At 68.4% G+C, this 23,428-nt stretch carries 20 protein-coding genes; 13 read left to right on the forward strand and 7 right to left on the reverse strand.

Annotated features, from left to right (window positions below; genetic code table 11):
• Positions 1-157: 157 nt before the first annotated feature.
• Complete coding sequence (locus tag BMW54_RS16295) at positions 158-2,212, reverse strand: putative bifunctional diguanylate cyclase/phosphodiesterase (protein WP_090058145.1); 2,055 nt, start codon at positions 2,210-2,212, stop codon at positions 158-160.
• Between the two features lie 90 nt (positions 2,213-2,302).
• Positions 2,303-2,743: a nuclear transport factor 2 family protein gene (locus BMW54_RS16300; RefSeq protein WP_090058147.1), complete on the reverse strand. Its 441-nt coding sequence runs from the start codon at positions 2,741-2,743 to the stop codon at positions 2,303-2,305.
• A gap of 263 nt (positions 2,744-3,006) precedes the next feature.
• On the opposite strand from BMW54_RS16300, the gene BMW54_RS16305 reads away from it, so the two are divergent.
• Together BMW54_RS16305 and BMW54_RS16310 are read left to right on the forward strand one after the other, a co-directional pair.
• The gene (locus BMW54_RS16305) at positions 3,007-4,323 is read left to right on the forward strand and encodes an ABC transporter permease (protein ID WP_090058150.1); all 1,317 of its coding nucleotides are present in this window, start codon (positions 3,007-3,009) and stop codon (positions 4,321-4,323) included.
• Between the two features lie 10 nt (positions 4,324-4,333).
• On the forward strand, positions 4,334-5,593 hold the full coding sequence (locus tag BMW54_RS16310; protein ID WP_090058152.1) for an ABC transporter permease: 1,260 nt from the start codon (positions 4,334-4,336) through the stop codon (positions 5,591-5,593).
• Between the two features lie 15 nt (positions 5,594-5,608).
• Here BMW54_RS16310 and BMW54_RS16315 read toward each other — a convergent pair whose 3' ends face one another.
• Positions 5,609-6,583 (reverse strand): GlxA family transcriptional regulator, encoded by a 975-nt coding sequence (locus tag BMW54_RS16315; protein ID WP_090058155.1) that lies wholly within the window; start codon positions 6,581-6,583, stop codon positions 5,609-5,611.
• A 355-nt stretch (positions 6,584-6,938) separates the two neighbouring features.
• Between BMW54_RS16315 and BMW54_RS16320 the strand changes: the two genes are divergently transcribed.
• The gene (locus BMW54_RS16320) at positions 6,939-8,189 is read left to right on the forward strand and encodes a sensor histidine kinase (RefSeq protein WP_090058157.1); all 1,251 of its coding nucleotides are present in this window, start codon (positions 6,939-6,941) and stop codon (positions 8,187-8,189) included.
• Here the strand turns inward: BMW54_RS16320 and trxC are convergent.
• Complete coding sequence (gene trxC / locus BMW54_RS16325; RefSeq protein WP_090058487.1) at positions 8,186-8,626, reverse strand: thioredoxin TrxC; 441 nt, start codon at positions 8,624-8,626, stop codon at positions 8,186-8,188. The genes BMW54_RS16320 and trxC overlap by 4 nt on opposite strands.
• 70 nt (positions 8,627-8,696) lie before the next feature.
• On the reverse strand, positions 8,697-9,308 hold the full coding sequence (locus tag BMW54_RS16330; RefSeq protein ID WP_090058160.1) for a CGNR zinc finger domain-containing protein: 612 nt from the start codon (positions 9,306-9,308) through the stop codon (positions 8,697-8,699).
• Between the two features lie 144 nt (positions 9,309-9,452).
• Here BMW54_RS16330 and BMW54_RS16335 point away from each other — a divergent pair, with 144 nt between their 5' ends.
• The 4 genes from BMW54_RS16335 to paoC all read left to right on the forward strand — a co-directional run bounded on the left by BMW54_RS16335 (position 9,453) and on the right by paoC (position 14,266).
• Positions 9,453-10,307, forward strand: a complete 855-nt coding sequence (locus tag BMW54_RS16335; RefSeq protein WP_090058163.1) for an alpha/beta fold hydrolase — start codon at positions 9,453-9,455, stop codon at positions 10,305-10,307.
• Between the two features lie 172 nt (positions 10,308-10,479).
• Complete coding sequence (gene paoA, locus BMW54_RS16340; RefSeq protein WP_090058164.1) at positions 10,480-11,118, forward strand: aldehyde dehydrogenase iron-sulfur subunit PaoA; 639 nt, start codon at positions 10,480-10,482, stop codon at positions 11,116-11,118.
• Positions 11,115-12,071: an FAD binding domain-containing protein gene (locus BMW54_RS16345; RefSeq protein ID WP_090058167.1), complete on the forward strand. Its 957-nt coding sequence runs from the start codon at positions 11,115-11,117 to the stop codon at positions 12,069-12,071. Before paoA ends, BMW54_RS16345 begins: the two co-directional genes overlap by 4 nt.
• Positions 12,068-14,266: an aldehyde oxidoreductase molybdenum-binding subunit PaoC gene (gene paoC / locus BMW54_RS16350; RefSeq protein WP_090058170.1), complete on the forward strand. Its 2,199-nt coding sequence runs from the start codon at positions 12,068-12,070 to the stop codon at positions 14,264-14,266. Before BMW54_RS16345 ends, paoC begins: the two co-directional genes overlap by 4 nt.
• A 113-nt stretch (positions 14,267-14,379) precedes the next feature.
• Here the strand turns inward: paoC and BMW54_RS16355 are convergent, their stop codons facing one another.
• A complete protein-coding gene (locus BMW54_RS16355) occupies positions 14,380-16,146 on the reverse strand; it encodes an FAD-binding oxidoreductase (RefSeq protein WP_090058172.1) in 1,767 nt (588 codons plus the stop codon).
• Positions 16,147-16,329: 183 nt separating this feature from the next.
• Here BMW54_RS16355 and BMW54_RS16360 point away from each other — a divergent pair, with 183 nt between their 5' ends.
• Positions 16,330-17,403 carry an NAD(P)H-dependent flavin oxidoreductase gene (locus tag BMW54_RS16360; protein ID WP_090058175.1) on the forward strand — a complete coding sequence of 358 codons (1,074 nt, stop codon included), beginning with the start codon at positions 16,330-16,332 and terminating at the stop codon, positions 17,401-17,403.
• 12 nt (positions 17,404-17,415) lie between these two features.
• On the opposite strand, the gene BMW54_RS16365 is transcribed toward BMW54_RS16360, so the two are convergent.
• Complete coding sequence (locus BMW54_RS16365) at positions 17,416-18,216, reverse strand: glycosyltransferase family 2 protein (protein WP_175472896.1); 801 nt, start codon at positions 18,214-18,216, stop codon at positions 17,416-17,418.
• 47 nt (positions 18,217-18,263) lie between these two features.
• Between BMW54_RS16365 and BMW54_RS16370 the strand changes: the two genes are divergently transcribed.
• The 5 genes from BMW54_RS16370 to BMW54_RS16390 all read left to right on the forward strand — a co-directional run bounded on the left by BMW54_RS16370 (position 18,264) and on the right by BMW54_RS16390 (position 23,292).
• Positions 18,264-19,295, forward strand: coding sequence for a CDP-glycerol glycerophosphotransferase family protein (locus BMW54_RS16370; RefSeq protein WP_090058178.1), 1,032 nt, complete (start codon positions 18,264-18,266; stop codon positions 19,293-19,295).
• A 152-nt stretch (positions 19,296-19,447) separates the two neighbouring features.
• Positions 19,448-20,461, forward strand: coding sequence for an HlyD family secretion protein (locus BMW54_RS16375; protein WP_254779413.1), 1,014 nt, complete (start codon positions 19,448-19,450; stop codon positions 20,459-20,461).
• Positions 20,458-21,996, forward strand: coding sequence for a DHA2 family efflux MFS transporter permease subunit (locus tag BMW54_RS16380; protein WP_090058180.1), 1,539 nt, complete (start codon positions 20,458-20,460; stop codon positions 21,994-21,996). The genes BMW54_RS16375 and BMW54_RS16380 overlap by 4 nt, the downstream gene beginning before the upstream one ends.
• 22 nt (positions 21,997-22,018) lie before the next feature.
• Complete coding sequence (locus tag BMW54_RS16385) at positions 22,019-22,597, forward strand: TetR/AcrR family transcriptional regulator (RefSeq protein WP_090058182.1); 579 nt, start codon at positions 22,019-22,021, stop codon at positions 22,595-22,597.
• 35 nt (positions 22,598-22,632) lie between these two features.
• A complete protein-coding gene (locus tag BMW54_RS16390) occupies positions 22,633-23,292 on the forward strand; it encodes a M24 family metallopeptidase (protein ID WP_090058184.1) in 660 nt (219 codons plus the stop codon).
• Positions 23,293-23,428 lie beyond the last annotated feature (136 nt).

Here is a 23,428-nt window from a genome sequence, read left to right on the forward strand (position 1 = left end):
GTCGCGGCCGGGTCCGCTCCCACAGCGCGTCGTAGGAGCGGCCCTGGCCGCGACAGCTCTTCGCGCCAGTGGTGAAGCTTGCGCGCCAGATCGGGGACCGGGTCGAGAGGCTGTCGCGGCCGGGTCCGCTCCCACAGCACAGGGAGCGTGCGTGACATCAGGCCAGTGCCGCGGCGCTCCGCACCAGCTGGTGCGCGGGGACGGGGCTGCCGAGGAGGTAGCCTTGCAGGGCGTTGCAGCCCAGGCGCGTGAGCAGCTCCTGCTGCTCGATCGTTTCGACGCCTTCGGCGACGATCTTCAGGCCGAGCGTCTTTCCCAGCCCGATGATCGCGGCGACGATCGCTTCGTCGTCGTTGCCGTGCGTGAGTTCGGTGATGAAGCCACGGTCGATCTTCAGTTCGTCGGCCGGGAGCTGCTTGAGGTAGAGCAGGCTCGAATAGCCCGTGCCGAAGTCGTCGATGGAAATGCCGACGCCGAGGGCGGCGACCTGGTTGAGGATGGCGAGGCTCGCCTCCGCGTCGCGCATGGCCGTGGATTCGGTGACCTCGAGCACGAGGTGGCGCGGATCCAGGGCATGTCGGGCGAGGGTCTCCTTCAGCACGTCGACGAGACCCGCGTGCGTGAGCTGCACCGTGGAAAGGTTCACCGAGACCGTCCAGTCCGCGTGGCCTTCGGCCTGCCATTCGCGCATCTGGCGGCAGGCTTCGTCGATCACCCAGTTGCCGATGGGGACGATCAGCCCCGTGCGCTCGGCCACCGAGAGGAACGCGTCGGGCGGCATCAGGCCGACACCGGGCTTCTGCCAGCGCAGCAAGGCCTCGACGCCGACCATCGGGCCCTTCGGCGAGACGAGCTTCGGCTGGTAATGCAGCAGGAACTCGCCGCGGTCCACGGCCCGGCGCAGGTCCTGCTGCAGCTGGAGCTGCTGGTGCACGTTGGCGTTCATCGCGCTTTCGAAGAAGCAGTAGCCGTTCCGGCCCTGCTCCTTCGCGTGGTACATCGCCGCGTCGGCGTTGACCATCAGTTCGTGCGTCGTGCGGCCGTTCTCCGGATAGATCGCGATGCCGACGCTGGCGGAGACGTGCACCGTGTTGCCGTCGATGTCGTATGACGCCATGAGCGAGTCCACCAGGCGCTGCGCGTGAAGCGCGGCATCCTCGGGACGCGCGACGTCCAGCACCATGACGAACTCGTCGCCGCCAAGGCGTGCGACCGTTCCCTCGTCGGTCTGCGTGGCGAGGATGCGCGCGGATACCTGTTTCAGCAGCAGGTCGCCGATGTGGTGGCCGTAGACGTCGTTCACCGCCTTGAATCCATCGAGGTCGATGAACAGCACGGCGAGCGGGGTCCGTTCCCTCGAAGCCTTCTGGATGGCCTGGTCCATGCGGTCGCCCAGCAGGACACGATTCGGCAGGCGGGTCAGGTTGTCGTGGAGGGCAAGTTGCACGAGCTCGCTGTTGGCGCGATCGAGCGACGTGGCAAGCGCGTCGGCGCGGACGTCGAGAAGCGATACCACGAGCGCGATCGCGAAGACCGCCAGGCTGACGAGGATCACCACCACGGCCAGCCACTTGGGATCGATGCCGGTGTTGGCCGCGCCGCACCAGCTGCCCAGCGGAAACTGCGAGGCCGCCATGCCGGTGTAGTGCATGCCGACGATGGCGCAGCCCATCACGAGCGACGCACCGAGGCGGGCGAACGCGACGCGCTCGCCGTCGCGGCGCAGGCGGAACGCGATCCACAACGCGGCACCGGAGGCGATCACGGCGATCACGATCGACGCGGCGAAGAGCCAGGGGTCGTAGATCACCCCCGGCTCCATCTTCATCGCCGCCATGCCCGTGTAGTGCATGGCGGCGATGCCTGCGCCCAGCAGCAGGGCACCCCCCGCGAGGCGGCGGCGCGGCAGTTCCTTCAGGCAGACCAGCCACAACGCGAAGGCCGAGGAGACGATGGCGATCACGAGCGACAGGACGGTCAGGCCCAGGTCGTAGCCCACCTGGATCGGCAGGCGGAAGGCCAGCATCCCGACGAAGTGCATGGACCAGATGCCGAAGCCCATGGCGACGGAGCCGCCCACGAGCCAGAGCGCAGACGCGCGCCCGCGGGTGCTGGCGACGCGGCCGGCCATGTTCAGCGCCGTGTAGGACGCCAGTACGGCCACGATCAACGAGAACACGACGAGGATGCCGCTGTAGCTGCTTGCGAGCATGGTGAACCTGCCAGGACCTGCCGACCGGCGGAAGCGGTCGTTCTGAGGATTTCGGCAGATTCGTCAAATTCTTGAGGTGGCGGCCGCTCGTCAGTGGCTGGTCGGTTTGGGCCGGTAAGGCGTGTACTGGGCGGAAAGCAGCCGCCAGCCGTCCTTGTCCTGTACGGCGACCAGGCCGACGGTGAGCTGCATCGTCCGGCCGGATGCGTCGAAGCTGACCCGGGTCGTCATCGCCGCGGTGGTGCCGTCACTTTGCGTGGCGATGTCGCCGACCTTCACGACGGGCGCCGGGGCCTTCTTCTCGGGTGCGTAGAACGACAGCACGGCATCGTGCGCGTCGACCTCGCCCAGGGGGCTGACTTCCACGAAGCGAGGATGCAGCACATCGGCCAGCGCCTTCTGATCGAACGTATTCTCCGCCTGGAAATAACGGCGGGCCGCTTCCTCCGCGCTCGGCGCGGCGGCGAACGCGGCGGGAGCGAGCAGGAACATGGGCAGTGCGAGGACGAGCGGGCGAAGGTGCGACGACATGGCGTGATCTCCCCTGGGTTCGCAGGACAGTAGAACGTCGCCGCGATCCGGGGTATCGGCCGGAAGTCATCGGGTGTCCGTGCAAGGGGCCCTGTCCGGACAGGTTTGTCCGCGGACAGTCGACATGGCGCAGGCCGACCGCCGTGCCGGGCCGCGATCGGGTTGGCACGCTGCGTGCAGAGCCATGCTCCGGCCGCGCGACGCGGAGGATCCCGCGGGGTGTGCGGGTGGCAGGTGGATTCACCGATCGAACGGAGCGTTGCATGTTCGGCTATTACCTGGAACTGGCCGTGCGCAGCCTGAAGCGCAGCCGGGGCCTTACCGTGCTGATGGTGTTCGCCATCGGTTTCGGCGTGGCGGCGTCGATGACGACGTATTCCGTCTTCCGTGCCGTATCGGGCGATCCCATTCCGTGGAAGTCGTCGCGGCTGTTCGTGCCGCAGATCGACGCGTGGGGGCCACGCAAGGGGCGCGAGGTCGCCGACCTGCAACAGGCGCTGACTTATACCGACGCCATGGCGCTGATGCGCGATCATCGCGCGAAGCTGCAATCGCCGCTGTACATGATCGCTCCGGCGATCATGCCGACCCGAGCCGGCGAGCATCCGGTCAACGTCACCGGCCACGCCGTGTCGAGCGAGTTCTTCCCGATGGTCGAGGCCCCGTTCGCGCATGGCGCCGGATGGACAACCGACGACGACCGCCGCCGTGCCGCGGTCGCCGTCATCAGCGAACGGCTGAACCGCAAGCTCTTCGCCGGCCAGGACAGCGTCGGCAGGACGATACGGATCGCCGGCAAGGATTATCGCGTGGTGGGCGTCCTGGGCGACTGGAATCCGCAGCCGCGTTACTACGACATCTACAACAGCAACGGATTCTCGACGGACCGGGACGACATCTTCATTCCCTTCGACCGTGCCATCGACGCGGCGGTGACGCGCGACGGCAGCAACAGCTGCTATGTCGTGCCGAAGGACACGGGCTTCGAGGGCCTGAAGAAGTCTTCCTGCGTGTGGGTGCCCTATATGCTCCAGCTCGACGACGCGGCCGCGGTCGCATCGTTCCGCCGTTACCTCCACGACTACGCCGGCGAACAGCAGCAAGCCGGCCGCTTCAACTGGCCGCCGAACGTACGCCTGAGCGACATCCCCACCTTTCTCGTGTCCGAGGAAGTCGCGCCGCGCGACACGAAGATCTCCCTGATCGTCGCCATCGGGTTGCTGGTCGTCTGCCTCGTGAACACCGTCGGGCTGTTGCTTGCGAAGTTCCTCCGCCGCAGCGGGGAGATCGGTATCCGTCGCGCGCTCGGGGCGCCGCGAAGGGCGATCTATGCCCAGTTCCTCACCGAAGCGGGCATCGTCGGCCTCGCCGGCGGCGTGCTCGGCCTCGTTCTGACGGGCCTGGGCGTGCTCGCCATGGGATGGCTGCTGCCCCGGCACATCGCCGCGCTGGCGCGGCTGGACATGCCGCTGCTACTGCTGACCCTCGCGGTGGCTGTCGCCTCGACGATCCTCGCCGCCCTCTATCCCACGCTACGCGCATCGCAGGTGCAGCCGGCGTGGCAACTGAAGTCGAACTGAGGAGTCGTCCATGAGGCTGCATCCCATCTTCGCGGCGCTTCGTCGGCACAAGGCGGGCGTGGTGCTGATCGCCCTGCAGATCGCACTCACGCTGGCGATCGTGTGCAATGCGATCTTCATCATCGGTCAGCGCGTGCAGATCATCGGCCGCCCGAGCGGCATGGACGAAAGCGACGTGTTCGTCGTCAGCCAGCAATGGGTGGGTGTCGACAACGTCGAGGACCCGGCCAGCGTCGAGAAGCTGGATGCCCTCCAGCGCGAGGATCTCGCCGCGCTGCGCAACATGCCGGACGTCGCGGCCGTCACGCCGGCGAACTCGCTGCCTCTGTACAACAGCTCATGGACGGGCGCGGTGAGCGTGAATCCCGGCCACGGCGAGTACGACGGGTCGAGTAACGGCACGGCGCTGGTCTCTTACTACTACATGGACGAGCAGGCGCTCGCCGTTCTGGGCGCGAAGCTCGCCGAGGGGCGCTTCTTCCGCGCGGACGAGGTCGCGCACATCGGTCCGAAGGACCCGGCGCCGTCCGGCGTGACGGTGATCTCGAAGCAGCTCGCGCAGAAACTGTTTCCCGGCGAGAGCGCCCTCGGCAAGCCGCTCTACATCGACGGCGCGACGAAGCCGTCGACGATCGTCGGCGTGCTCGACCGTCTCCAGTCTCCCGCCGTGGTGAGGAAGGTGCCCTGGGCGACCGTCGTGATTCCCGCGCGGCTGGACAACCTTTTCGCCCGATACGTCGTGCGCGCGAAGCCCGGAAGGCTCGACGCCGCGATGAAGGCGACGCCGGGCGTGCTCTACCGGACGAACCCGATGCGCATCCTGGATGAGGACAATGGCCTGAAGAGCTTCGCGGCGATTCGCGGCGAGGCCTACCAGGCCGACCTCAGCATGGCGATCCTCATGGGGGCCGTGTGCCTGATCCTCATCGGCGTCACGGCCGCCGGCATCGTCGGGCTCACCAGCTTCTGGGTCGGGCAGCGGCACCGGCAGATCGGCGTGCGACGGGCGCTCGGCGCACGCAAGGTCGACATCCTCCTCTACTTCCAGATGGAGAACCTCGCCATCGCGAGCGGCGGCGCGGCGCTCGGCACCGTGCTGGCGGTCGGCGTGAACTTCTGCCTGATGCGCGAGTTCGACATGGCGCGCCTGCCGCTGGCGTGGATCGCGGTGGGCATCGTCGCGGTGCTCGTTCTCGGCCAGGCCGCGGTGCTCGCGCCGGCGCGCCGCGCCTCGAACGTTCCACCCGTGGCGGCGACGCGCGCGAGCTGACGATGCCGACGCTCGTCAGCGCCGGGATTCACGCTCCTTCGTGGCGGGCGCGTCGTCCTGCTCCTTCGCGCGCCGGCGCAGGCGCAAGGGCGTCTCGCCGACCAGGCGGATGAACGCGCGGCGCATGCGCTCGGTATCGCCGAAGCCGCTGTCGCGGGCAACGGTCTCGACCGCGAGGCTTCCCTGTTCGAGCATCGCGCGCGCCTGTTCCAGGCGCAGCATCGCGATCGCGCGGGCAGGCGTGTGTCCCGTTTCGCCGCGGAACAGACGGGTGAACTGGCGGGGACTCAGATTCGCGACGCCGGCGAGTTCCGGCAGCGACAGCGGCCGGCGCAGGTTGCGCCGCGCGTAGGCCAGCACCGTCTGCACCCGGTCGCTGCGGGCGTCGAGGTCGAGCAGCGTCGAATGCTGCGACTGGCCGCCGCCACGGCGGTGATGCATCACCATGCCGCGCGCGATGTGCCGCGCGAGATCGCGGCCGTGATCCTCTTCCACCAGCCCGAGGGCGAGGTCCGTGCCGGCCGACATGCCGGCGGACGACCAGATCGGGCCGTCCTTGACGTAGATGCGGTCGAGCTCCACCTGGCACGCCGGGTACCGGCGGCGCATCTCGTCGCCGAAATTCCAGTGCGTCGTCGCCTTGCGGCCGTCGAGCAGCCCGGCGTCCCCCAGCACGAAGCTGCCGAGACAGATCGAGGCCAGGCGGCGCGTGGTGCGGGCGGCGTCGACGAGGAACGCGCTGACCGTGGGCGACGTCTCCGGAATCTCCATGCCCACGCCGATCATCAGGGTATCCAGCGCGTCCGCGCGCAGCGGCGCGCACGAGATCGCCTGTCCCATCGACGAGCGCACGGTGCCGGGCGACTCGGAGAGCAACTCGATGTCGTACAGGCGGGCGCCCGCTTCCTTGTTCGCCACCTCGAACACCGACAGCGCGGCGAAGCACATGATCTGGAAATCGGGGTAGACGAGGAGTCCGACGCGACGCATGGAACAGGCTCTGATCGTGGTGGGAGCGGGAGAGGTGCGGCCGTGATGGCGGCCATTCCAGCTTGCGGCGGCCGGAAATGTCCGGATTCGCGGCCTCTATGACCGTCGGTCCGTGAAGAGGTCGTATAGCCTGACCAGCTTACCGCCGAATGGTCCCGTAAAGCGCAGAGCGGACCTTCGTCACATTGGCGCCGCACGACGTGCTTGAAATCGCCAATCCGACGCCAGTGTGCAAGAACCGCCGGACCGGGACACGGCACGATCCAGATCGCGGGCGCGTGGAAGGCGCCGTCCGACCGGTGCCGTCGCTCGACGGCACGCCGCCCGCACGAACCGATGCACGGGATGGAGAACGATGACGACGAATGCGCGCCCGTCGGGCGACGGTTGCGCGGATGCGCTGGAGGCGCAACGCTTCCGCGAGCTGTTCGATGCCACACCCGCGGCGATCGTGGAGCTCGATTGCACGGAGCTCCACGCGATGCTGGACGAACTCAGGAAGGACGGGGTCGTCGACATCCGGTCCTACATCGACGCGCACCCGGCGTTCGTCCTGGCGGCGCTGGAGCGAACCCGCGTCGTGGCGACGAACGAGCACTTCCTCACGCTGATGCGGGCTCCCACGTTTGCCGATGCCTGCATCCCGCTCATCGGTTACTGGTCGCCGTCGCCGCACGTGTACCGCCAGTTCATCGAGGCGCGGTTCGATGGCAAGCCGACGCACGAAGCCGAGACACGGATGCTGCGTGTCGACGGAACGACCATCGACTGCCTCGTTTCGTCGGCCTATGGCGCGGTGGCATCCCGTCCGTACTCGACCATCTCCGTCCTCGTCGACGTCGGCGCGCGCCTCGTCGCCGAGCGCGAGCTGGCGCGCGTCCAGGCCGAACTCGCCCATGCCGCGCGCGTGACCGTGCTAGGCCAGCTCACCACGTCGATCGCGCACGAAGTGAGCCAGCCGCTGTCCACGATCGCGCTCACCAGCGAAGCGATGCTGCGATGGCTGGAACTGGACGAGCCCGATCTCGACGAACTTCGTGCGCTCGCGCGGTCGACGGCGGAACAGACGGCGCGGGCCGCCGACGTCGTCGGGCGGATCCGCCGCATGGCGCGCCGGGCCGAGCCCCTGATGCGCCCCATCGCGCTCAACGCGCTGGTGCAGGACGGCTGTCGCTTCCTCCACCACGAGTTCCTCCGTCGCGACGTTCAGGTCGAGACCCGGCTCGACCCAACGTCCCCGATGGTGCTGGGGGACGCCGTCCAGTTGCAGCAGGTGTTCATCAACCTCGCGCTCAACGCCATCCAGGCGATGACGAGCGCGCTGAGCGCCGTGCGGCGCCTGCGCGTCACCACGCGACTCACGGCGGGTGGCTGGGTCGAACTGTGGATGGAGGACACGGGACCGGGCGTCCCCACGTGCGACGAGGCGCGGCTCTTCCAGCGCTTTCACACCACCAAGCCGGACGGCATGGGCATGGGCCTGCCCATTTCGCAGACGATCGTGCAGGCGCATGGCGGCATGCTCCGCCTCGCGGAACGCCAGGAAGGCTGGGGCTGCCGCTTCGTGATGGAGGTTCCGGCGCACACGCGCGGCACGCCGGCCTAGGGGAGGTTAGCCCTGACCCATCCGACGATCTGCGAGGTGGAGACGGCGCCCGACTGGCGTGCGACTTCGCGCCCGCCCGCGAAGAGGATCATCGTGGGGATGCTGCGGATCCCGAAGCGCGCCGACAACGCAGGCTCCGCGTCCGAATCGACCTTGGCCAGGCGCACGCGCGGCTCGAGCTGCCTTGCCGCGGCTTCGAACTGCGGCGCCATGGCCACGCAGGGGCCGCACCAGGTCGCCCAGAAGTCCACCACCAGCGGCAGCTCGCCGCGCGTCGCATAGGCATCGAAGACATCGGTCTTCAGCGCGACAGGGTGACCGGTGAACAAGGGCTGGTGGCAGCGGCCGCACTTTGGACCTTCGCCCAGCCGTTCGGCGGCGACGCGGTTCATCGAGGCGCAATGGGGACAGGCGAAGACGATGGGAGCGGGGGACATGGCGGCCTCGGCGGTGGGTTCCATGTTGCGATATCGGTTCGCCCGGCGCCTTGGACAAGACCGCTGTGGCTCAGCCCCTTGCCTTGACCCGCTCGCGATGCGCGGCTTGTTTCGCCCGGTTGCCGCAGGACGCCATGCTGCACCAGCGCCGCGCGCGGCCGCGTGTGTGATCGGCGAACAGCAGCGTGCACGACGGCCCTTCGCAGGCCTTCACGTGCGAGAAGTCCTCGCCCGTTACCAGACGCGCCATCGCCTCGCCGATCGGCAGGAGCAACGACGCGGGCGACGACCAGCGGCGTCGCCGGACGAACGCGAGCCCGCCGTCGCCGGCGGTGACCTCGATGAACCCATCGTCGCGCGACAGTAACCGGTTCAGTGGCTCGAGATCGCTCAGGACCTCCGGCGCCAGGGGGCGCCCCATGTGGGCCCGCACGAACGCGGCGAACCAGTCGCGAAGGCTGCGCGCCTGGTCGGCGAGCCGATCGAGCTCGCCCGGCATCGCCCGTTCTCGCAGGTCCGCGAGCACCTCTGCCGGTACCCATCCCGCCTGGGCAAGCCAGTCGACGAGCCCGTCGCCGTCCGCGATCCAGTCGACGGGAGCGTCTACGGGCGTGGCGATCGAATTGAGGAAATCGAGCCCCGGCGCGTCGGCGACGAACAGGGCGGGAGCGGAGCGGGTCATGGGCAAGGCATCCGGGAGCATGGGCGGACAGTAACCTTCAAAACGCATGTTGACAAGTTACGTAGGCACCCATAACCTGAAAAACAACCGCTGTCCGGTTAGGGGCGGCGGTCGCTCAGTGACCCCCATCCCGAGGAATCTCCCATGGCCGTCATCCATTACCGCACCGCCGACGTCGACGGGTTCAACATCTTCTATCGCGAAGCCGGTCGCCCCGGCGCGCCGAAGCTCCTGCTGCTGCATGGTTACCCGAGCTCGGGTCACATGTTCCGCGACCTCATCCCCCTCCTGGCCGAGCGCTTCCACATCGTCGCGCCCGATCTTCCCGGCTTCGGCCAGTCGGACATGCCGTCGCGGGACACGTTCGCCTATACGTTCGACAACCTCGCCGATGTCATCGACCGCTTCACCATCACCGTGGGGTTCGATCGCTTCGCGCTCTACGTGTTCGACTACGGCGCGCCCACGGGATTCCGCATCGCCAGTCGCCATCCCGAACGGATCACCGGCATCGTTTCGCAGAATGGCAACGCGTACCTCGAAGGACTCAGCGACGCGTGGAACCCGATCCAGGCCTACTGGCAGGATCCGACGCCCGAGAACCGCAGCGTGCTCCGCGACATGCTCAAGCCGGAGACGACGCGCTGGCAGTACGTGCACGGCGTCGCGGACGAATCGCTCGTGTCCCCGGACGGAATCGCGCTGGACAACCATTACCTTGCGCGCCCGGGAGCCGACGAAATCCAGCTCGACCTCTTCGGCGACTACCGCACCAACGTCGCTCTCTATCCGACGTTCCAGAAGTACTTCCGTGAGCACAAACCCCCGTTCCTGGCGATCTGGGGCAAGCACGACCCGTTCTTCCTCCCGGCGGGCGCCGAAGCCTACGAGCGCGACATGCCCGACGCCGTCGTGCGGTTGCTCGATACGGGGCACTTCGCGCTGGAGACCCACGCGGCCGAGATCGCGGAGGCGATCATCGACCAGTTCGGCCGCTGAGGCGCCCATCGCTGCCGCTATCACGTGGCATACATAACGCCGGCACATGAAGGAATCGACATGATTTCTTCGGCATCGTGGCGACCTCTGCACACATGGCATGGCCTACTCTCGTCGGGCAAGACCAGCCCCGCCTGTCCAGGCCGAACCCAACAGTGCCGAGGTCTCCACGATGGACTTATCGAACGACTGGAAATTCACGCGTCGCGACGTGCTCAAGCTGGGCGCCGTCTCGATGAGCGCCCTCGCGATCCCGCGCATCGTCGCCGCGCCGGCGACCGAGCCCGCGCCGCCCCCCGTGATGGCGAAGGTGGCCATGGAGGTCAACGGGAAGCCGCAGGCGCTCGACCTCGACACGCGCACCACGCTGCTCGACGCGTTGCGCGAGCACATGCACCTCACCGGCACGAAGAAGGGCTGCGACCACGGCCAGTGCGGCGCCTGCACCGTCATCGTCGACGGGCGACGCATCAATAGCTGCCTCACTCTCGCGGTGATGCACCAGGATTCGAAGATCACGACGATCGAAGGCCTGGGCACCCCGGAGAAGATGCACCCGATGCAGGCGGCGTTCGTGAAGCATGACGGCTATCAGTGCGGCTACTGCACGCCTGGCCAGATCTGCTCGGCCGTGGCCGTCCTCGACGAAATCGAGCGCGACATCCCCAGCCACGTGACCGCCGACCTCGGCAAGAAGGCCGCGTTGAGCCGCATGGAGGTGCGCGAGCGCATGAGCGGCAACATCTGCCGTTGCGGCGCGTACTCGAACATCCACGACGCCATCGCCGATGTAGCGGGAGGTGCCGCATGAAGCCCTTCGAATACGAGCGCGCGGAAACACCCGCGGCCGCCGCCGCGAGCGCGGTCAGCCATCCCGGTGCGAAGTTCATCGCCGGTGGCACCAACCTGCTCGACCTGATGAAGCTCGGTATCGAAGAGCCGGCGTACCTGATCGACGTCAACGGCCTCAAGCTCGACGCCATCGAGACCGACGGCGACGGCGTGCGCATCGGCGCGCTCGTGCGCAACACCGACCTCGCCGCCGACGCGCGCATCCGTCGCGACTATCCGCTGCTTTCCCGCGCGTTGCTCGCCGGTGCGTCGGGCCAGTTGCGCAACAAGGCGACGACGGCGGGCAACCTGCTCCAGCGCACCCGGTGTCCGTACTTCTACGACACCAATCAGCCGTGCAACAAACGCCTTCCCGGTAGCGGCTGCGCCGCGATCGGTGGCGCCAGCCGGCAGCACGCGATCGTCGGCGTGAGCAAGGCCTGCATCGCGACGCATCCCAGCGACATGGCGGTGGCGATGCGCGCCCTGGACGCGACGGTCGAAACGGTGAAGCCCGACGGGAGCAAGCGTCGTATTCCCATCGCGGACTTCCACACGTTGCCCGGCAACACGCCGCACATCGAGACGGTGCTCGAACGCGGTGAGCTCATCACCGCGGTCACTTTACCGAAGCCGATCGGCGGCACGCAGCTGTATCATAAGGTTCGCGACCGCTCGTCGTACGCGTTCGCGCTGGTGTCGATCGCGCTGATCGCGCAGCCGGACGGCACGGGCCGTGTCGCCGTCGGTGGCATCGCGCACAAGCCATGGCGGGTCGACGCGGCGGATGCCGAACTGCCCAAGGGCGCGAAGGCCGCCTCGGCCAGGCTCCTCGCCGGCGCGCAGACGACGCATGACAACGCCTACAAGGTCACCCTGACGGAGCGCGCCCTCGCGGCGACGCTTGCCGAAGCGAAGGAGCGGAAGGCATGAAGTTCGATACCCCCGCCACCACCAACCCCATCGATCAGCTCAAGGTCGTCGGCCGTCCCATCGACCGCGTCGAAGGCGCACTGAAAACCACGGGCACGGCGCGCTATGCCTACGAGCGCCACGACGTCGCCCCGAACCACGCCTACGGTTACGTGGTGGGTTCCGCCATCGCGAAGGGAAAGATCGTTTCCATCGACACGAGCAAGGCGCAGCGCGCGCCCGGTGTGCTCGCCGTGGTCACGGCGCAGAACGCCGGCAAGCTCGGCAAGGGCGACTACAACACGGCGAAGCTGCTCGGCGGTCCCGACATCCAGCACTATCACCAGGCCGTCGCGATCGTCGTCGCCGAGACGTTCGAGCAGGCACGCGCGGCGGCACAACTGATCAAGGTCGACTATGCGCGGACGGGCGGCGCGTTCGATCTCGCGTCGGAGAAGGACAAGGCCATCAAACCGAAGGACGGCGATCCGGACAGCGTCAAGGGCGACTTCGCTTCGGCGTTCGCCGCGTCGGCGGTGAAGCTCGACGCCACGTACACCACGCCCGACCAGTCGCACGCGATGATGGAGCCGCACGCGACCATCGCGGCATGGGAAGGCGAGAAGCTGACCTTGTGGACGGCCAACCAGATGGTCGACTGGAGCCGCGGCGACGTGGCCAAGACGCTAGGCGTTCCGAAGGACAACGTACGTCTCGTTTCGCCGTACATCGGTGGCGGATTCGGCGGCAAGCTGTTCGTGCGTGCGGACGCCGTTCTGGCGGCGCTCGGCGCGCGCGCGGCGGGCCGTCCCGTCGCGGTCGCCCTGCAGCGTCCCTTGATCATGAACAACACGACGCATCGCCCGGCGACGATCCAGCGCATCCGCATCGGCGCGTCGAAGGACGGGAAGATCGACGCGATCGCGCACGAGAGCTGGTCGGGCGACCTGCCCGGCGGCGGACCGGAGACCGCCGTGCAGCAGACGCGCCTGCTCTACGCCGGCGCGAACCGCATGACGGCGACGCGCCTCGCCGTGCTCGATCTTCCGGAAGGCAACGCGATGCGCGCGCCGGGTGAAGCGGCCGGGCTGCTGGCGCTGGAAATCGCCGTGGACGAGATGGCGGAGAAGCTCGGCATCGACCCGGTCGAGTTCCGCATCCTCAACGACACGCAGGTCGATCCCGAGCACCCCGAACGGCCGTTCTCGCAGCGCCGGTTCGTCGAGTGCCTGCGCACGGGTGCGCAGCGGTTCGGCTGGGACAAGCGCGTCGCGCGGCCGGGCAGCGCACGCGACGGCCGTTGGCTGAAGGGCATGGGCGTGGCGGCCGCCTTCCGCAACAACCTCGTCCAGAAATCGGCGGCACGCGTGAGGCTCGAGCGAAACGGCCGGATCACGGTCGAAACCGACATGACGGACATCGGCACGGGCAGTTACACGATCATCGCGCAGACGGCCGCCGAGATGCTCGGCGTGCCGGTCGACCGCGTCGACGTGCGCCTCGGTGATTCCAGCTTTCCGGTGTCGGCTGGTTCGGGCGGGCAGTGGGGCGGCAACAGCTCGACGGCGGGCGTGTATGCCGCGAGCATGAAGCTGCGCGAGGCGATCGCACGGAAGGTGGGCGTCGACCCGTCGAAGGCGTCGTTCGAGAACGGCGAGGTGGTGGCCGACGGCAAGCGGACTTCGCTTGCCAAGGCGGCGGCGGACGGCGAACTCGTCGGCGAGGACGCGATGGAATACGGCGATCTCGCCAAGCGTTTCCAGCAGTCGACCTTCGGCGCGCACTTCGTCGAGGTACGCGTCGACGCCGCGACAGGCGAGATCCGGATCGAACGCATGCTCGCCGTGTGCGCGGCGGGGCGCATCCTCAATCCCAAGACCGCGCGGAGCCAGGTGATCGGCGCCATGACGATGGGCGCGGGCGCGGCGTTGATGGAAGAACTCGTCGTCGACAAGCGGCTGGGCTTTTTCGTCAACCACGACCTCGCGGGCTACGAGGTGCCGGTGCACGCGGACATCCCGCATCAGGACGTCGTGTTCCTCGACGAGACCGATCCGGCGTCCTCGCCAATGAAGGCCAAGGGCGTCGGCGAACTGGGCATCTGCGGTGTCGGCGCGGCGGTAGCGAATGCCGTCTACAACGCGACGGGCGTGCGGGTGCGCGACTACCCCGTCACGCTCGACAAGATCATCGACAAGCTGCCGCCGCTGGCCTGACGATCCAGCGATTCCTGTGGGAGCGCACCTGGGCGCGATGGCTTTTTGCAGAAAGCTTTAGGCCCTGTGACTGTTCGCGAAGAGCTGTCGCGCCCAGGTGCGCTCCCACACGATCAGGCGTCGGCTCCTTCGCTTCCGACCCCGTGGTGCACGACGAACACGCGCTCGGGGTCGTGCTTTCGTTTGATCGCGAGCAGCCGGGCATAGTTCGTTCCCCAGAAGGCGTCCTGCCAGTCCGCTTGGAAATAGTCGCTCTCCGATACATAGGACCCCGCGCGTGGCGCGGCCCGGCGCAGGCGCCGATAAGCGGCATTCACATCATCGGCCCCGCGACGGGCCACGGCGGCGTCGACGTGCGCGCCCGGTAAACCTTGATAGTTCGGCGCGCCGCTGTGGCCCACGATGGCGAGAGCGAACGCGTCGAGCACGGCGGGATTCGTGGCGGTGTCGCGGGAGGCGGCGATGGCGTCGGGCGGTGCGCCGTAGAGGCCCTTGTTGACGTGCAGTTCGACGCTGGAGTGTCCGGCGGCCTCGGTGATGGCGGTCGCGAGGCTGCGCAGGGCGTCGTCGCGCAGCAGCGCCGAAGGCAGCCACGCGGACGCGTAGCCGTGGATGTACCAGCCGATCTGGTCCTGGTCGCCCTTCCAGACGAAGTGCGACGACGGTGCCCCCGGACGCCCATCCGGCACGATCAGTTGTGGCGCGTGCTCGCGGAAGAACGCGGCGTCCCAGAAGTGACGGGCTTCCACGTCGAGCGCGCGAAGCGGACGACGCACGGCGTACGCAGGACGCGCGTTCACCCAGGCGACGAACGGTGCCCACGCCGCCTCGGCGGCGGCCTTGTCGATGCCCTGGAAGACCATGGACACGACGAGCCGCCGGTCGTGGGTGAAGCGGAGTTGCTCGCCCCAGGTCGGGTTGCACAGCGTCTCCCGGTAGAAGCGCAGCACCTCGTGCGTGAGCGCGAGGAAGGACGCGTCCGAGTCGGCCGCGATCTCGCCCGAGAGGCCGCCGAAGCGGTCGGGCAGGTCGTGCGTGCGCAGCGTCAGGCGGGTCACGACACCGACGTTCCCGCCTCCGCCGCCCTTGAGCGACCAGAACAGATCGGGATCGTTGTACGCGTTGACGACCCGGATCCGTCCGTCGGCGGTGACGAGCTCCGCTTCGAGCAGGTTCGACGCGGCGCTGCCGAAGCGCTTGGAGAAGCTGCCGAAGCCGCCACCGGTGGCGAGCCCGGCCACCCCGACGGTCGTGCAGCCGCCGCCCTGGACGTAACGGCCGCCGTGGGTGGTCACGGCGTCGTACGCGTCGATCCACATCGCACCCGCGCCGAGGCTCACCGCGGGTTGCGGCGCCGTGCCCGGTCGGGCGCCCGCGGGGAGGAACGCGTCGTGCAACTCGACCCGGTTCATCCGCCGCGTCCAGACCAGCAGGGAATCCGGACCGCACGAGGTGCCCTGGTAGCTATGGCCGCCGCCCTTCACCACCAGCCGCACGCGATGCCGGCGGGCGAAGCGCACGGCGGCCGCGACGTCGGCGGCGCTTTCCGCGGCCAGGGCCCAGGCGCTCGGCCGTGAGTCCCATGCGCCGAACCAGCCGCTGGTCTGCGTGAGCGCCGGCTGGTCACCGATGTAGAAGGCGTTGCCGATCTGGGCGAGCGCTTCGGCGCGGGTCGTGGCGTCGCCGAGAAACGGCGACGCCGGAACCGAAAGTCGGCCACCGACCTCGCGGTTCAGCGCCTCCCACTGCTCGGCCGATGGCCATCCGGTGCCACCGGGACGGACTCGGGCGAACGGTGGGGCGGCGAACGCGTCGGCTTTCAGCGTCCAGGGGAGGAGGGGCAGGGCGAGTGCGGCTTTGAGGAGGGTGCGGCGGTCCATGGGTGCCTCGGCGGTCGGTTCGGGTCCATCCTCCGCCGCGACGTGTCTTCCGTCGCGCGCGCGGGGGCGAACCGACATCGTTCGGGGACGAAGCGAGGCCGTGCCGGGGTAGGCTGTCGGCGGGGTGACCGTCCGGGGATTATCCTTGGTCCGTCCCCGCTTCCTTTCCATCGTGAGATCGCCGTGCACGCCTGGACCGACCGCCGCCTCATCGACCTGCTCGCGATCGAGCATCCGCTGCTCCTCGCGCCCATGGCGGGCTCGGGCCTATCGGACATGGCCATCGGCGTGGCACGTGCCGGCGGTCTCGGTGCGATTCCTTGTTCGTCGATAAGCACCGAGACGGCGACCGCCGAGGTCGCCGTGTTCCGGGCGAAGGTGCGTGCCCGGATCAACCTCAATTTCTTCGCGCATCGGCCGCGGGTGCCCACCGCCGAGGAGGCCACGCGGTGGCGGGAACGGCTGGCCCCGTACTACGCCGAGTTCGGTATCGAGGCATCGGATCTCCCGCCGGCGGGCGGGCGGGCGCCTTTCGACGAGGCGATGTGCGCCATGGTCGAGGCGGTACGGCCCGAGGTCGTGAGTTTCCACTTCGGGCTGCCGGACGAACCGCTGCTCGCCCGGGTGAAGGCGACCGGCGCCATCGTGCTTTCGTCGGCGACCACCGTGGCCGAAGGCCGCTGGCTCGAGGAGCGCGGCTGCGATGCCATCATCGCGCAGGGCTACGAGGCGGGCGGCCACCGCGGCAATTTCCTCACGGACGAGATGTCCGAGCAGCCGGGCACGCTCGCCCTGGTGCCGCAGCTGGTCGACGCGCTCCATGTACCGGTGATCGCGGCGGGCGGCATCGGCGACGGGCGCGGCATGGCGGCCGCGCTGTGCCTCGGCGCGTCGGCGGTGCAGATCGGCAGCGCGTTCCTGCTTTCGCACGAATCTACCAGCGTCGACGTGCACCGGCAGGCGCTGCGCACCGCGCGCGACGACAACACCGCGATCACCAACGTGCTCACGGGGCGCCCGGCGCGCGGCGTGGTCAACCGGATCATGCGGGAGGTCGGGCCGATGTCCCCCGACGCCCTGCCGTTCCCCCTCGCGGGCGGGCCGCTGGCGCCGCTGCGCAAGATCGCCGAAGCGCAGGGGCGCGGTGACTTCCAGCCACTCTGGGCCGGTCAGGCGGCCTCGATGGCGCGCGAGCTGCCGGCCGAGGAGATCGCGCGGGGCATCGTCGACGAGGCGGCGCGCATCCTCAGGCTCTGACGCGGCGAGGTGTCAGGCCCTCTGGCCGTGCTGCAACAGCCACAGCTTCACGTACTTCCGGCGCACGTACTCGACGCGCAGCAACGCATAGACGATGCCGCGCCAGCCGTCGAGGAAGCCCGCGCGCAGCACGTAGCCGCGAAAGAAGCGCCACATCGGGCTGACGACGATCTGGCCGAGCGTCGCGCGCTTGCCGGCGGCGAACTCCTCGGTGGCCATCATGTGCGCGTAGCGTTCCTGCTTGGCCATCAGCTCGGACAGCGAACGGTACGGGTAGTGATCCAGGAAGCCCGGCAGCATGCGTACGTCGCCATCGAGACTCACCGATTCGTGGATCTCGCGCGGCCCGCGCCAGCCGCCCTGGCGGCGATCGAACAGACGCAGCACCTTGTCCGCGCCGGCGTTGCCGTGGCGCATGAATCGACCGAAGAAGTCGTTGCGCCGGTGGAAGCGGTAGCCCGCCGCTCCGAAACCGGCGTCGGCGACCTGCTCGATCGCGGCACGAAGATCCGCGCCGACACGCTCGTCGGCATCGAGGCAGAGTACCCAGTCGTTCTTCGCCTGCACGACGGCGAACGCCTTCTGGCTGCGGAAGCCGTCGAAGGGACGATGGATGACGCGCGCGCCCGCCGCCTCCGCGATGGCGACGGTGTCGTCGGTCGAGCCACCGTCCACCACCACCATGTCGTCGCAGAACGGGGCGGCGGAAAGCAGGCAATCCCGGATGCGGTCGGCCTCGTTCTGGGTGATCACGCAGAGGGATATGGGCCGTCGGGTCATCGGGATGCGGAAGAAGGGGTAGCGAGCCGTCATAATGCCACGTCACCCACCGCGGAGTGCCGCCCTTGGCCGCGTGCCTGATGTTCGCCACCGAAACCTACGCCCTGCCCATCCTGCGTCCGCTCGCGGCGGCCGCGCGTGCGCGAGGCATCGACGTGGGCTGGGTGGTGCCGGCCGCCATGGCGGCGAGCCTCACGCCCGACGAACGTCGCATCCGCAGCCTGCGCGACGCGCGCGCGATGAAACCCGAGGCCGTCTATTGCGCCGCCAACTGGGTGTCGCCCGCGCTGCCCGGCATCAAGGTCCAGGTGTTCCACGGGTTCAACGCGCAGAAGCGCGAACCCGACCGCGGCCATTTCGCGATCCGCGGCTTCTTCGATCTCTACGCCACCCAGGGACCGTCGACGACGGCACCCTTCGCCGAGCTGGCGCGCGAACACGGTTACTTCGCCGTGCGCGAAACCGGCTGGCCGAAGCTCGATCCGCTGTTCGGCCCGGCGCCTGCCGCGAGCGACATGCCCGCACGCGATGGCCGTCCCGTCGTGATGTACGCGTCCACCTTCAGCCACCGGCTCAGCAGCGCGCCGGCGATGGTCGAACCGTTGCGCGCGATGATCGCGCGAGGCGACCGGCAGTGGCTGCTCACGCTCCATCCGAAGTGCTCCGATGAGTTGTTCGACGCGTACCGCGGACTCGAAGCGCCGAACGCGCGCTTCTTCACGTCCGAGCGGCTCGTCGAGATGGAGCGGGCCGCCGACGTGCTGGTATGCGATACCTCGTCCGTGATCCACGAGTTCGCCGTGATGGGCAAGCCGGTCGTCACGATCGCCAACCGCGTACCTCAGCCTTTCATGCTGGACGTCCCGACACCCGCCGAGGTCGATGCCGCCATCGATCGCGCCCTGTCGCACCCACCGGAACTGATGGCGGCGATTCGCGCGCATGGCGACGACATCCATCCCTACCGCGACGGTCGTTCCAGCGAGCGCGTGCTCGACGCCGTGGCGGCTTTCCAGCGCGGCGAATTCGGCACGCTGAAACGCAAGCCGCTGAACCTGATCCGCCGCTTCAAGGCCCTGCGCGACATCGGCCAGCTCCTCGACCTGCGTTGAGCGCGTACCCGCTTTCCACAGGCGCCCTCGGCCAGGGCACTTGAAATGACGCGCATCATCCATAAAAGTATGATCGTAATTCATCTTGTCCCAGGTGCCCCGTGTCCACCGTCGCCGAAGTCGCAGCCCCCGCCACCGGGCGCAGAAAGCCGTTGAAAATCATCGCCATGGCGGCGGTCGTCGTGGCCGTGGCGTGTTACGCCGGCCACTGGTGGACCACCGGGCGCTACATCGAGGACACCGATGACGCGTACGTCGGAGGCGACATCACGGTCATCGGGTCGAAGGTGTCCGGCTACGTGCAGACGATCGCCGTCGCCGATAACCAGCATGTGAAGAAGGGCGATCTGCTGGTCAAGCTCGACGACCGCGACTATCGCGCGGCCGTGGAAAAGGCCGACGCCGCGGTGGCGGCGCAGGAGGCCGCGCTACGCAACCTCGACGCGACCGTGACCCTGCAGCACAGCCAGATCGCCCAGGCACGGGCGGGGCTCGACGCGGCGCAGGCCGAGGCGACACGCTCCGAGCTGGACGACAAACGCTATCGCGATCTCGTCGTGCGTTCCGCCGTGTCCGTGGAAAGCGCGCAGCGCGCGACCGCCACGTTCCAGACCGCGCGTGCCGATACGCAGCGCGCGCTCGCGGCGGTGCATGCGTCGCAGCAGCAACTCGACGTGATCGACACCCAGAAGCGCCAGGTGCTCGCGGCCCTGGCGCAGGCGCGCGCCGAGGCCGACGTCGCCCGACTCAATCTCTCGTATACCGAAATGCGCGCGCCGGTCGACGGCGTGGTGGGAAACCGGCGTGCGCGCGTCGGCAGCTACGTGACGGCCGGGAGCCAGATGCTCGTCGTCGTGCCCTCGCACGGGCTATGGGTGGACGCGAACTTCAAGGAAGACCAGCTCGCACGCATGCGCGTCGGCCAGGGTGTCGACGTGCGCGCCGACGTCATGCCCGGCAAGGTGCTCAAGGGCCACGTGACCAGCCTCGCGCCCGCGACCGGTTCGCAGTTCAGCGTGCTGCCGCCGGAGAACGCGACCGGCAACTTCACCAAGATCGTCCAGCGCGTCCCCGTCCGGGTGACGCTCGACGGCAGCGATGGCGACCTCGGCCTTCTCCGCCCGGGCCTTTCCGTGACGGCGCGCATCGACACCAGGGCGCCATGAGTCCCGTCGCGCACCTGTCGCCGGGGCAGAAGATCTTCGCCTTCGCGTCGATGTGCCTGGGCATGTTCATCGCGCTGCTCGACATCCAGATCGTTTCGGCTTCGCTGCGCGACATCGGTGGCGGACTTTCGGCGGGAGCCGACGACACCGCCTGGGTGCAGACGAGCTACCTCATCGCGGAGATCGTGGTCATTCCCCTCTCGGGCTGGTTGAGCCGGGTGTTCTCGACCCGCTGGCTCTTCGCGGCGTCCGCGGCCGGTTTCACGCTGACCAGCCTGCTCTGCGGCATGGCGTGGGATATCCAGAGCATGATCTGGTTCCGTGCCGCGCAGGGCTTCCTCGGCGGCTCGATGATCCCGATGGTGTTCACCACGGCCTTCGTGTTCTTCGAGGGGAAGCAGCGCGTGATCGCCGCGGCGACCATCGGCGCGATCGCCTCGCTGGCGCCCACGCTCGGCCCGACGCTCGGTGGCTGGATCACCGACAACTATTCGTGGCACTGGCTGTTCTTCATCAACCTCGTGCCGGGCGCGTTCGTCACCGTGGCCGTTCCGATGCTGGTGAAGATCGACGACCCGGACCTCTCGTTGCTGAAGACGGGCGACTGGGCCGGCATCGCGCTCATCGCCATCTTCCTGGGCTGCCTCGAATACACCCTCGAAGAAGGGCCGCGCTGGAACTGGCTCGAGGACGACACCATCCGAGCCACCGCCTGGACGAGCCTGGTCGCGGGGCTGCTGTTCGTCTGGCGCGGCCTCACCGCCGCGCACCCGGTGGTGGACCTGCGCGCCCTGGGCGAACGCAATTTCGCGCTGGGCTGCTTCTTCTCGTTCGTCACCGGTATCGGCCTGTTCGGCACGATCTACCTGACGCCGCTCTTCCTCGGGCGCGTCGAGGGCTACAGCGCGCTGCAGATCGGCAAGGCGGTGCTGTCCACCGGGATCTTCCAGATCCTCACGATTCCGGTGTATTCGATGCTGGCAAACCGCGTCGACCTGCGCTGGTTGCTCATGTTCGGGTTGCTGCTTTTCACGATCTCGATGTTCGAGTTCACGCCGATCACGCACGACTGGGGCGCGCCGCAGCTGCTGCTGCCACAGGCGCTGCGCGGCATGGGCCAGCAGTTCGCGGTGGCGCCGACCGTGACGTTGACGCTCGGCAGCCTGCCGCCGGCCCGATTGAAACAGGCATCGGGCCTGTTCAACCTGATGCGCAATCTCGGCGGCGCCATGGGCATCGCGGCGTGCGCGACGATCCTCAACGACCGCACCAATCTTCACTTCTTCCGGCTGGCCGAACACCTCACCCCCGCGAGCGAGCCGATGAACCGGTTGCTGGACGGTCTGGCTCCGGACTCCGACGCCTATACGGCGGCGCTGAAGTCGCTGTGGCAACTCACGTTCCGCGAGGCGCAGACGATGACCTACAGCGACGCGTTCTACGCGATCATGCTCTGCTTCGTCGTGGCCACCGTGATGGTGCCGCTCATGCGCAAGGTGCAGCCGCCGAAGGCCCCTTCCGCGGACGCCCACTGACCTGCGGCACAGAGGATCCGGCATGCGTTACGACAAAGAGCACAAGGAGCAGACGCGGCAACGCATCGTCGAGACGGCGTCGCGGCGTTTCCGGGAGCACGGCATCGAAGCGGAGGGCGTGAAGTCGCTCATGTCCGCGTCGGGACTCACCAACGGCGCGTTCTACAACCACTTCGCGTCCAAGGAAGATCTCGCGCGGGAAGCGGTGACCGCGGCGATGGACGAACGCGTGGCCTATCTGCGACGCTGGATCGCCTCGGGCGAGGGGTTGCAGGGGATGATCGAAAGCTATTTCTCCATCCGCCATCGGGACAACCCTGGCCGAGGCTGCCCCACCACGGTGCTCGCCGCCGAAATCGCGCGGCATTCGGACGATGTGCGAACCGCGTACACCGAAGGGATGCTCGCGTTCGTGGAACTCGCGGCCACGCAGTGGCCCGCCCTTCCGGCCGACGAAGCGATGTCACGCGCGATGTCGCTCTATGGCCTGATGGCCGGCACGATGCAGCTGGCGCGCGCGACGAGCGACGCGCGACTATCGGAGCGGATCCTCGAAAGCGGCCGGCGCGCGGCGCTGGCGATGGTGGGCAGCCCGCCGTAACCGCCGTTACCATGGGGCATCCACAGGATTGAATCATGCCTTCCTTGACCGCCCAGAACGTCGGTGCCTCCTTCTCCCGCGAGCGCATGCTCGCCGCGCGCGAACGCTCGTGGGCCGCCTTGACCGACATCGCCTCACGCATTCTTCCCGGCATGACCGAGCCCGAAGCGGGCGAGATCGCGAAGGACCGGCTCGCCGCCGCCGGCATGCAGCGCATCTGGCACCCGAGCATCATCCGGTTCGGACCGAACACGCTGAAGACGTTCCGCCAGCGTTCGGCGCCGGACACGCGACTGGGTGACGACGATATCTTCTTCATCGACCTAGGCCCGGTGTTCGACGGCCACGAGGGCGATGTCGGCGACACCTTCGTGACGGGCCGCGACCCACAGATGAAGGCCTGCGCGCAGGCGGCACGCGACCTGTTCGACATCACCGCAAGGCGCTGGCGCGAAGGCGTGACGGGCGCCGATCTCTACGCCTTCGCCGACGACCAGGCGCGCGCGATGGGCTGGCGCCTCAACCACGCGACGAAGGGTCACCGTGTGGGCGACTACCCGCACGCCGTGCACAAGGCGGGCAACCTCGGCGACTTCGACGCGACGCCGGTGCCGGGCCTCTGGATCCTGGAGATCCAGATCGCGCATCCGGACCGCGCGATCGGTGCGTTCTACGAGGACCTGCTGGTCGCATAGCTGCGGCGCGGGCACGGCGAGAGCGAGCCCGACGGGCAAAGGCAAATGCGAGTTATTCGCAATATTGCGCGGGGTGATGCTTCTGGGGCATCATGAAATGAGATTCATTCGCAATGGCGGCGCGGCGCAAGGGCGC

Source organism: Luteibacter sp. 329MFSha (genome assembly GCF_900111665.1).
Taxonomy (GTDB): Bacteria; Pseudomonadota; Gammaproteobacteria; order Xanthomonadales; family Rhodanobacteraceae; genus Luteibacter.

What these genes read in the sequence shown, in the direction of transcription:
- BMW54_RS16295 (WP_090058145.1), bottom strand. Translation starts at nt 2,212, where the DNA reads ATGCTCGCAAGCAGCTACAGCGGCATCCTCGTCGTGTTCTCGTTGATC.
- BMW54_RS16300 (WP_090058147.1), bottom strand. Translation starts at nt 2,743, where the DNA reads ATGTCGTCGCACCTTCGCCCGCTCGTCCTCGCACTGCCCATGTTCCTG.
- BMW54_RS16305 (WP_090058150.1), top strand. Translation starts at nt 3,007, where the DNA reads ATGTTCGGCTATTACCTGGAACTGGCCGTGCGCAGCCTGAAGCGCAGC.
- BMW54_RS16310 (WP_090058152.1), top strand. Translation starts at nt 4,334, where the DNA reads ATGAGGCTGCATCCCATCTTCGCGGCGCTTCGTCGGCACAAGGCGGGC.
- BMW54_RS16315 (WP_090058155.1), bottom strand. Translation starts at nt 6,583, where the DNA reads ATGCGTCGCGTCGGACTCCTCGTCTACCCCGATTTCCAGATCATGTGC.
- BMW54_RS16320 (WP_090058157.1), top strand. Translation starts at nt 6,939, where the DNA reads ATGACGACGAATGCGCGCCCGTCGGGCGACGGTTGCGCGGATGCGCTG.
- trxC (WP_090058487.1), bottom strand. Translation starts at nt 8,626, where the DNA reads ATGTCCCCCGCTCCCATCGTCTTCGCCTGTCCCCATTGCGCCTCGATG.
- BMW54_RS16330 (WP_090058160.1), bottom strand. Translation starts at nt 9,308, where the DNA reads ATGACCCGCTCCGCTCCCGCCCTGTTCGTCGCCGACGCGCCGGGGCTC.
- BMW54_RS16335 (WP_090058163.1), top strand. Translation starts at nt 9,453, where the DNA reads ATGGCCGTCATCCATTACCGCACCGCCGACGTCGACGGGTTCAACATC.
- paoA (WP_090058164.1), top strand. Translation starts at nt 10,480, where the DNA reads ATGGACTTATCGAACGACTGGAAATTCACGCGTCGCGACGTGCTCAAG.
- BMW54_RS16345 (WP_090058167.1), top strand. Translation starts at nt 11,115, where the DNA reads ATGAAGCCCTTCGAATACGAGCGCGCGGAAACACCCGCGGCCGCCGCC.
- paoC (WP_090058170.1), top strand. Translation starts at nt 12,068, where the DNA reads ATGAAGTTCGATACCCCCGCCACCACCAACCCCATCGATCAGCTCAAG.
- BMW54_RS16355 (WP_090058172.1), bottom strand. Translation starts at nt 16,146, where the DNA reads ATGGACCGCCGCACCCTCCTCAAAGCCGCACTCGCCCTGCCCCTCCTC.
- BMW54_RS16365 (WP_175472896.1), bottom strand. Translation starts at nt 18,216, where the DNA reads ATGACGGCTCGCTACCCCTTCTTCCGCATCCCGATGACCCGACGGCCC.
- BMW54_RS16370 (WP_090058178.1), top strand. Translation starts at nt 18,264, where the DNA reads ATGTTCGCCACCGAAACCTACGCCCTGCCCATCCTGCGTCCGCTCGCG.
- BMW54_RS16380 (WP_090058180.1), top strand. Translation starts at nt 20,458, where the DNA reads ATGAGTCCCGTCGCGCACCTGTCGCCGGGGCAGAAGATCTTCGCCTTC.
- BMW54_RS16385 (WP_090058182.1), top strand. Translation starts at nt 22,019, where the DNA reads ATGCGTTACGACAAAGAGCACAAGGAGCAGACGCGGCAACGCATCGTC.
- BMW54_RS16390 (WP_090058184.1), top strand. Translation starts at nt 22,633, where the DNA reads ATGCCTTCCTTGACCGCCCAGAACGTCGGTGCCTCCTTCTCCCGCGAG.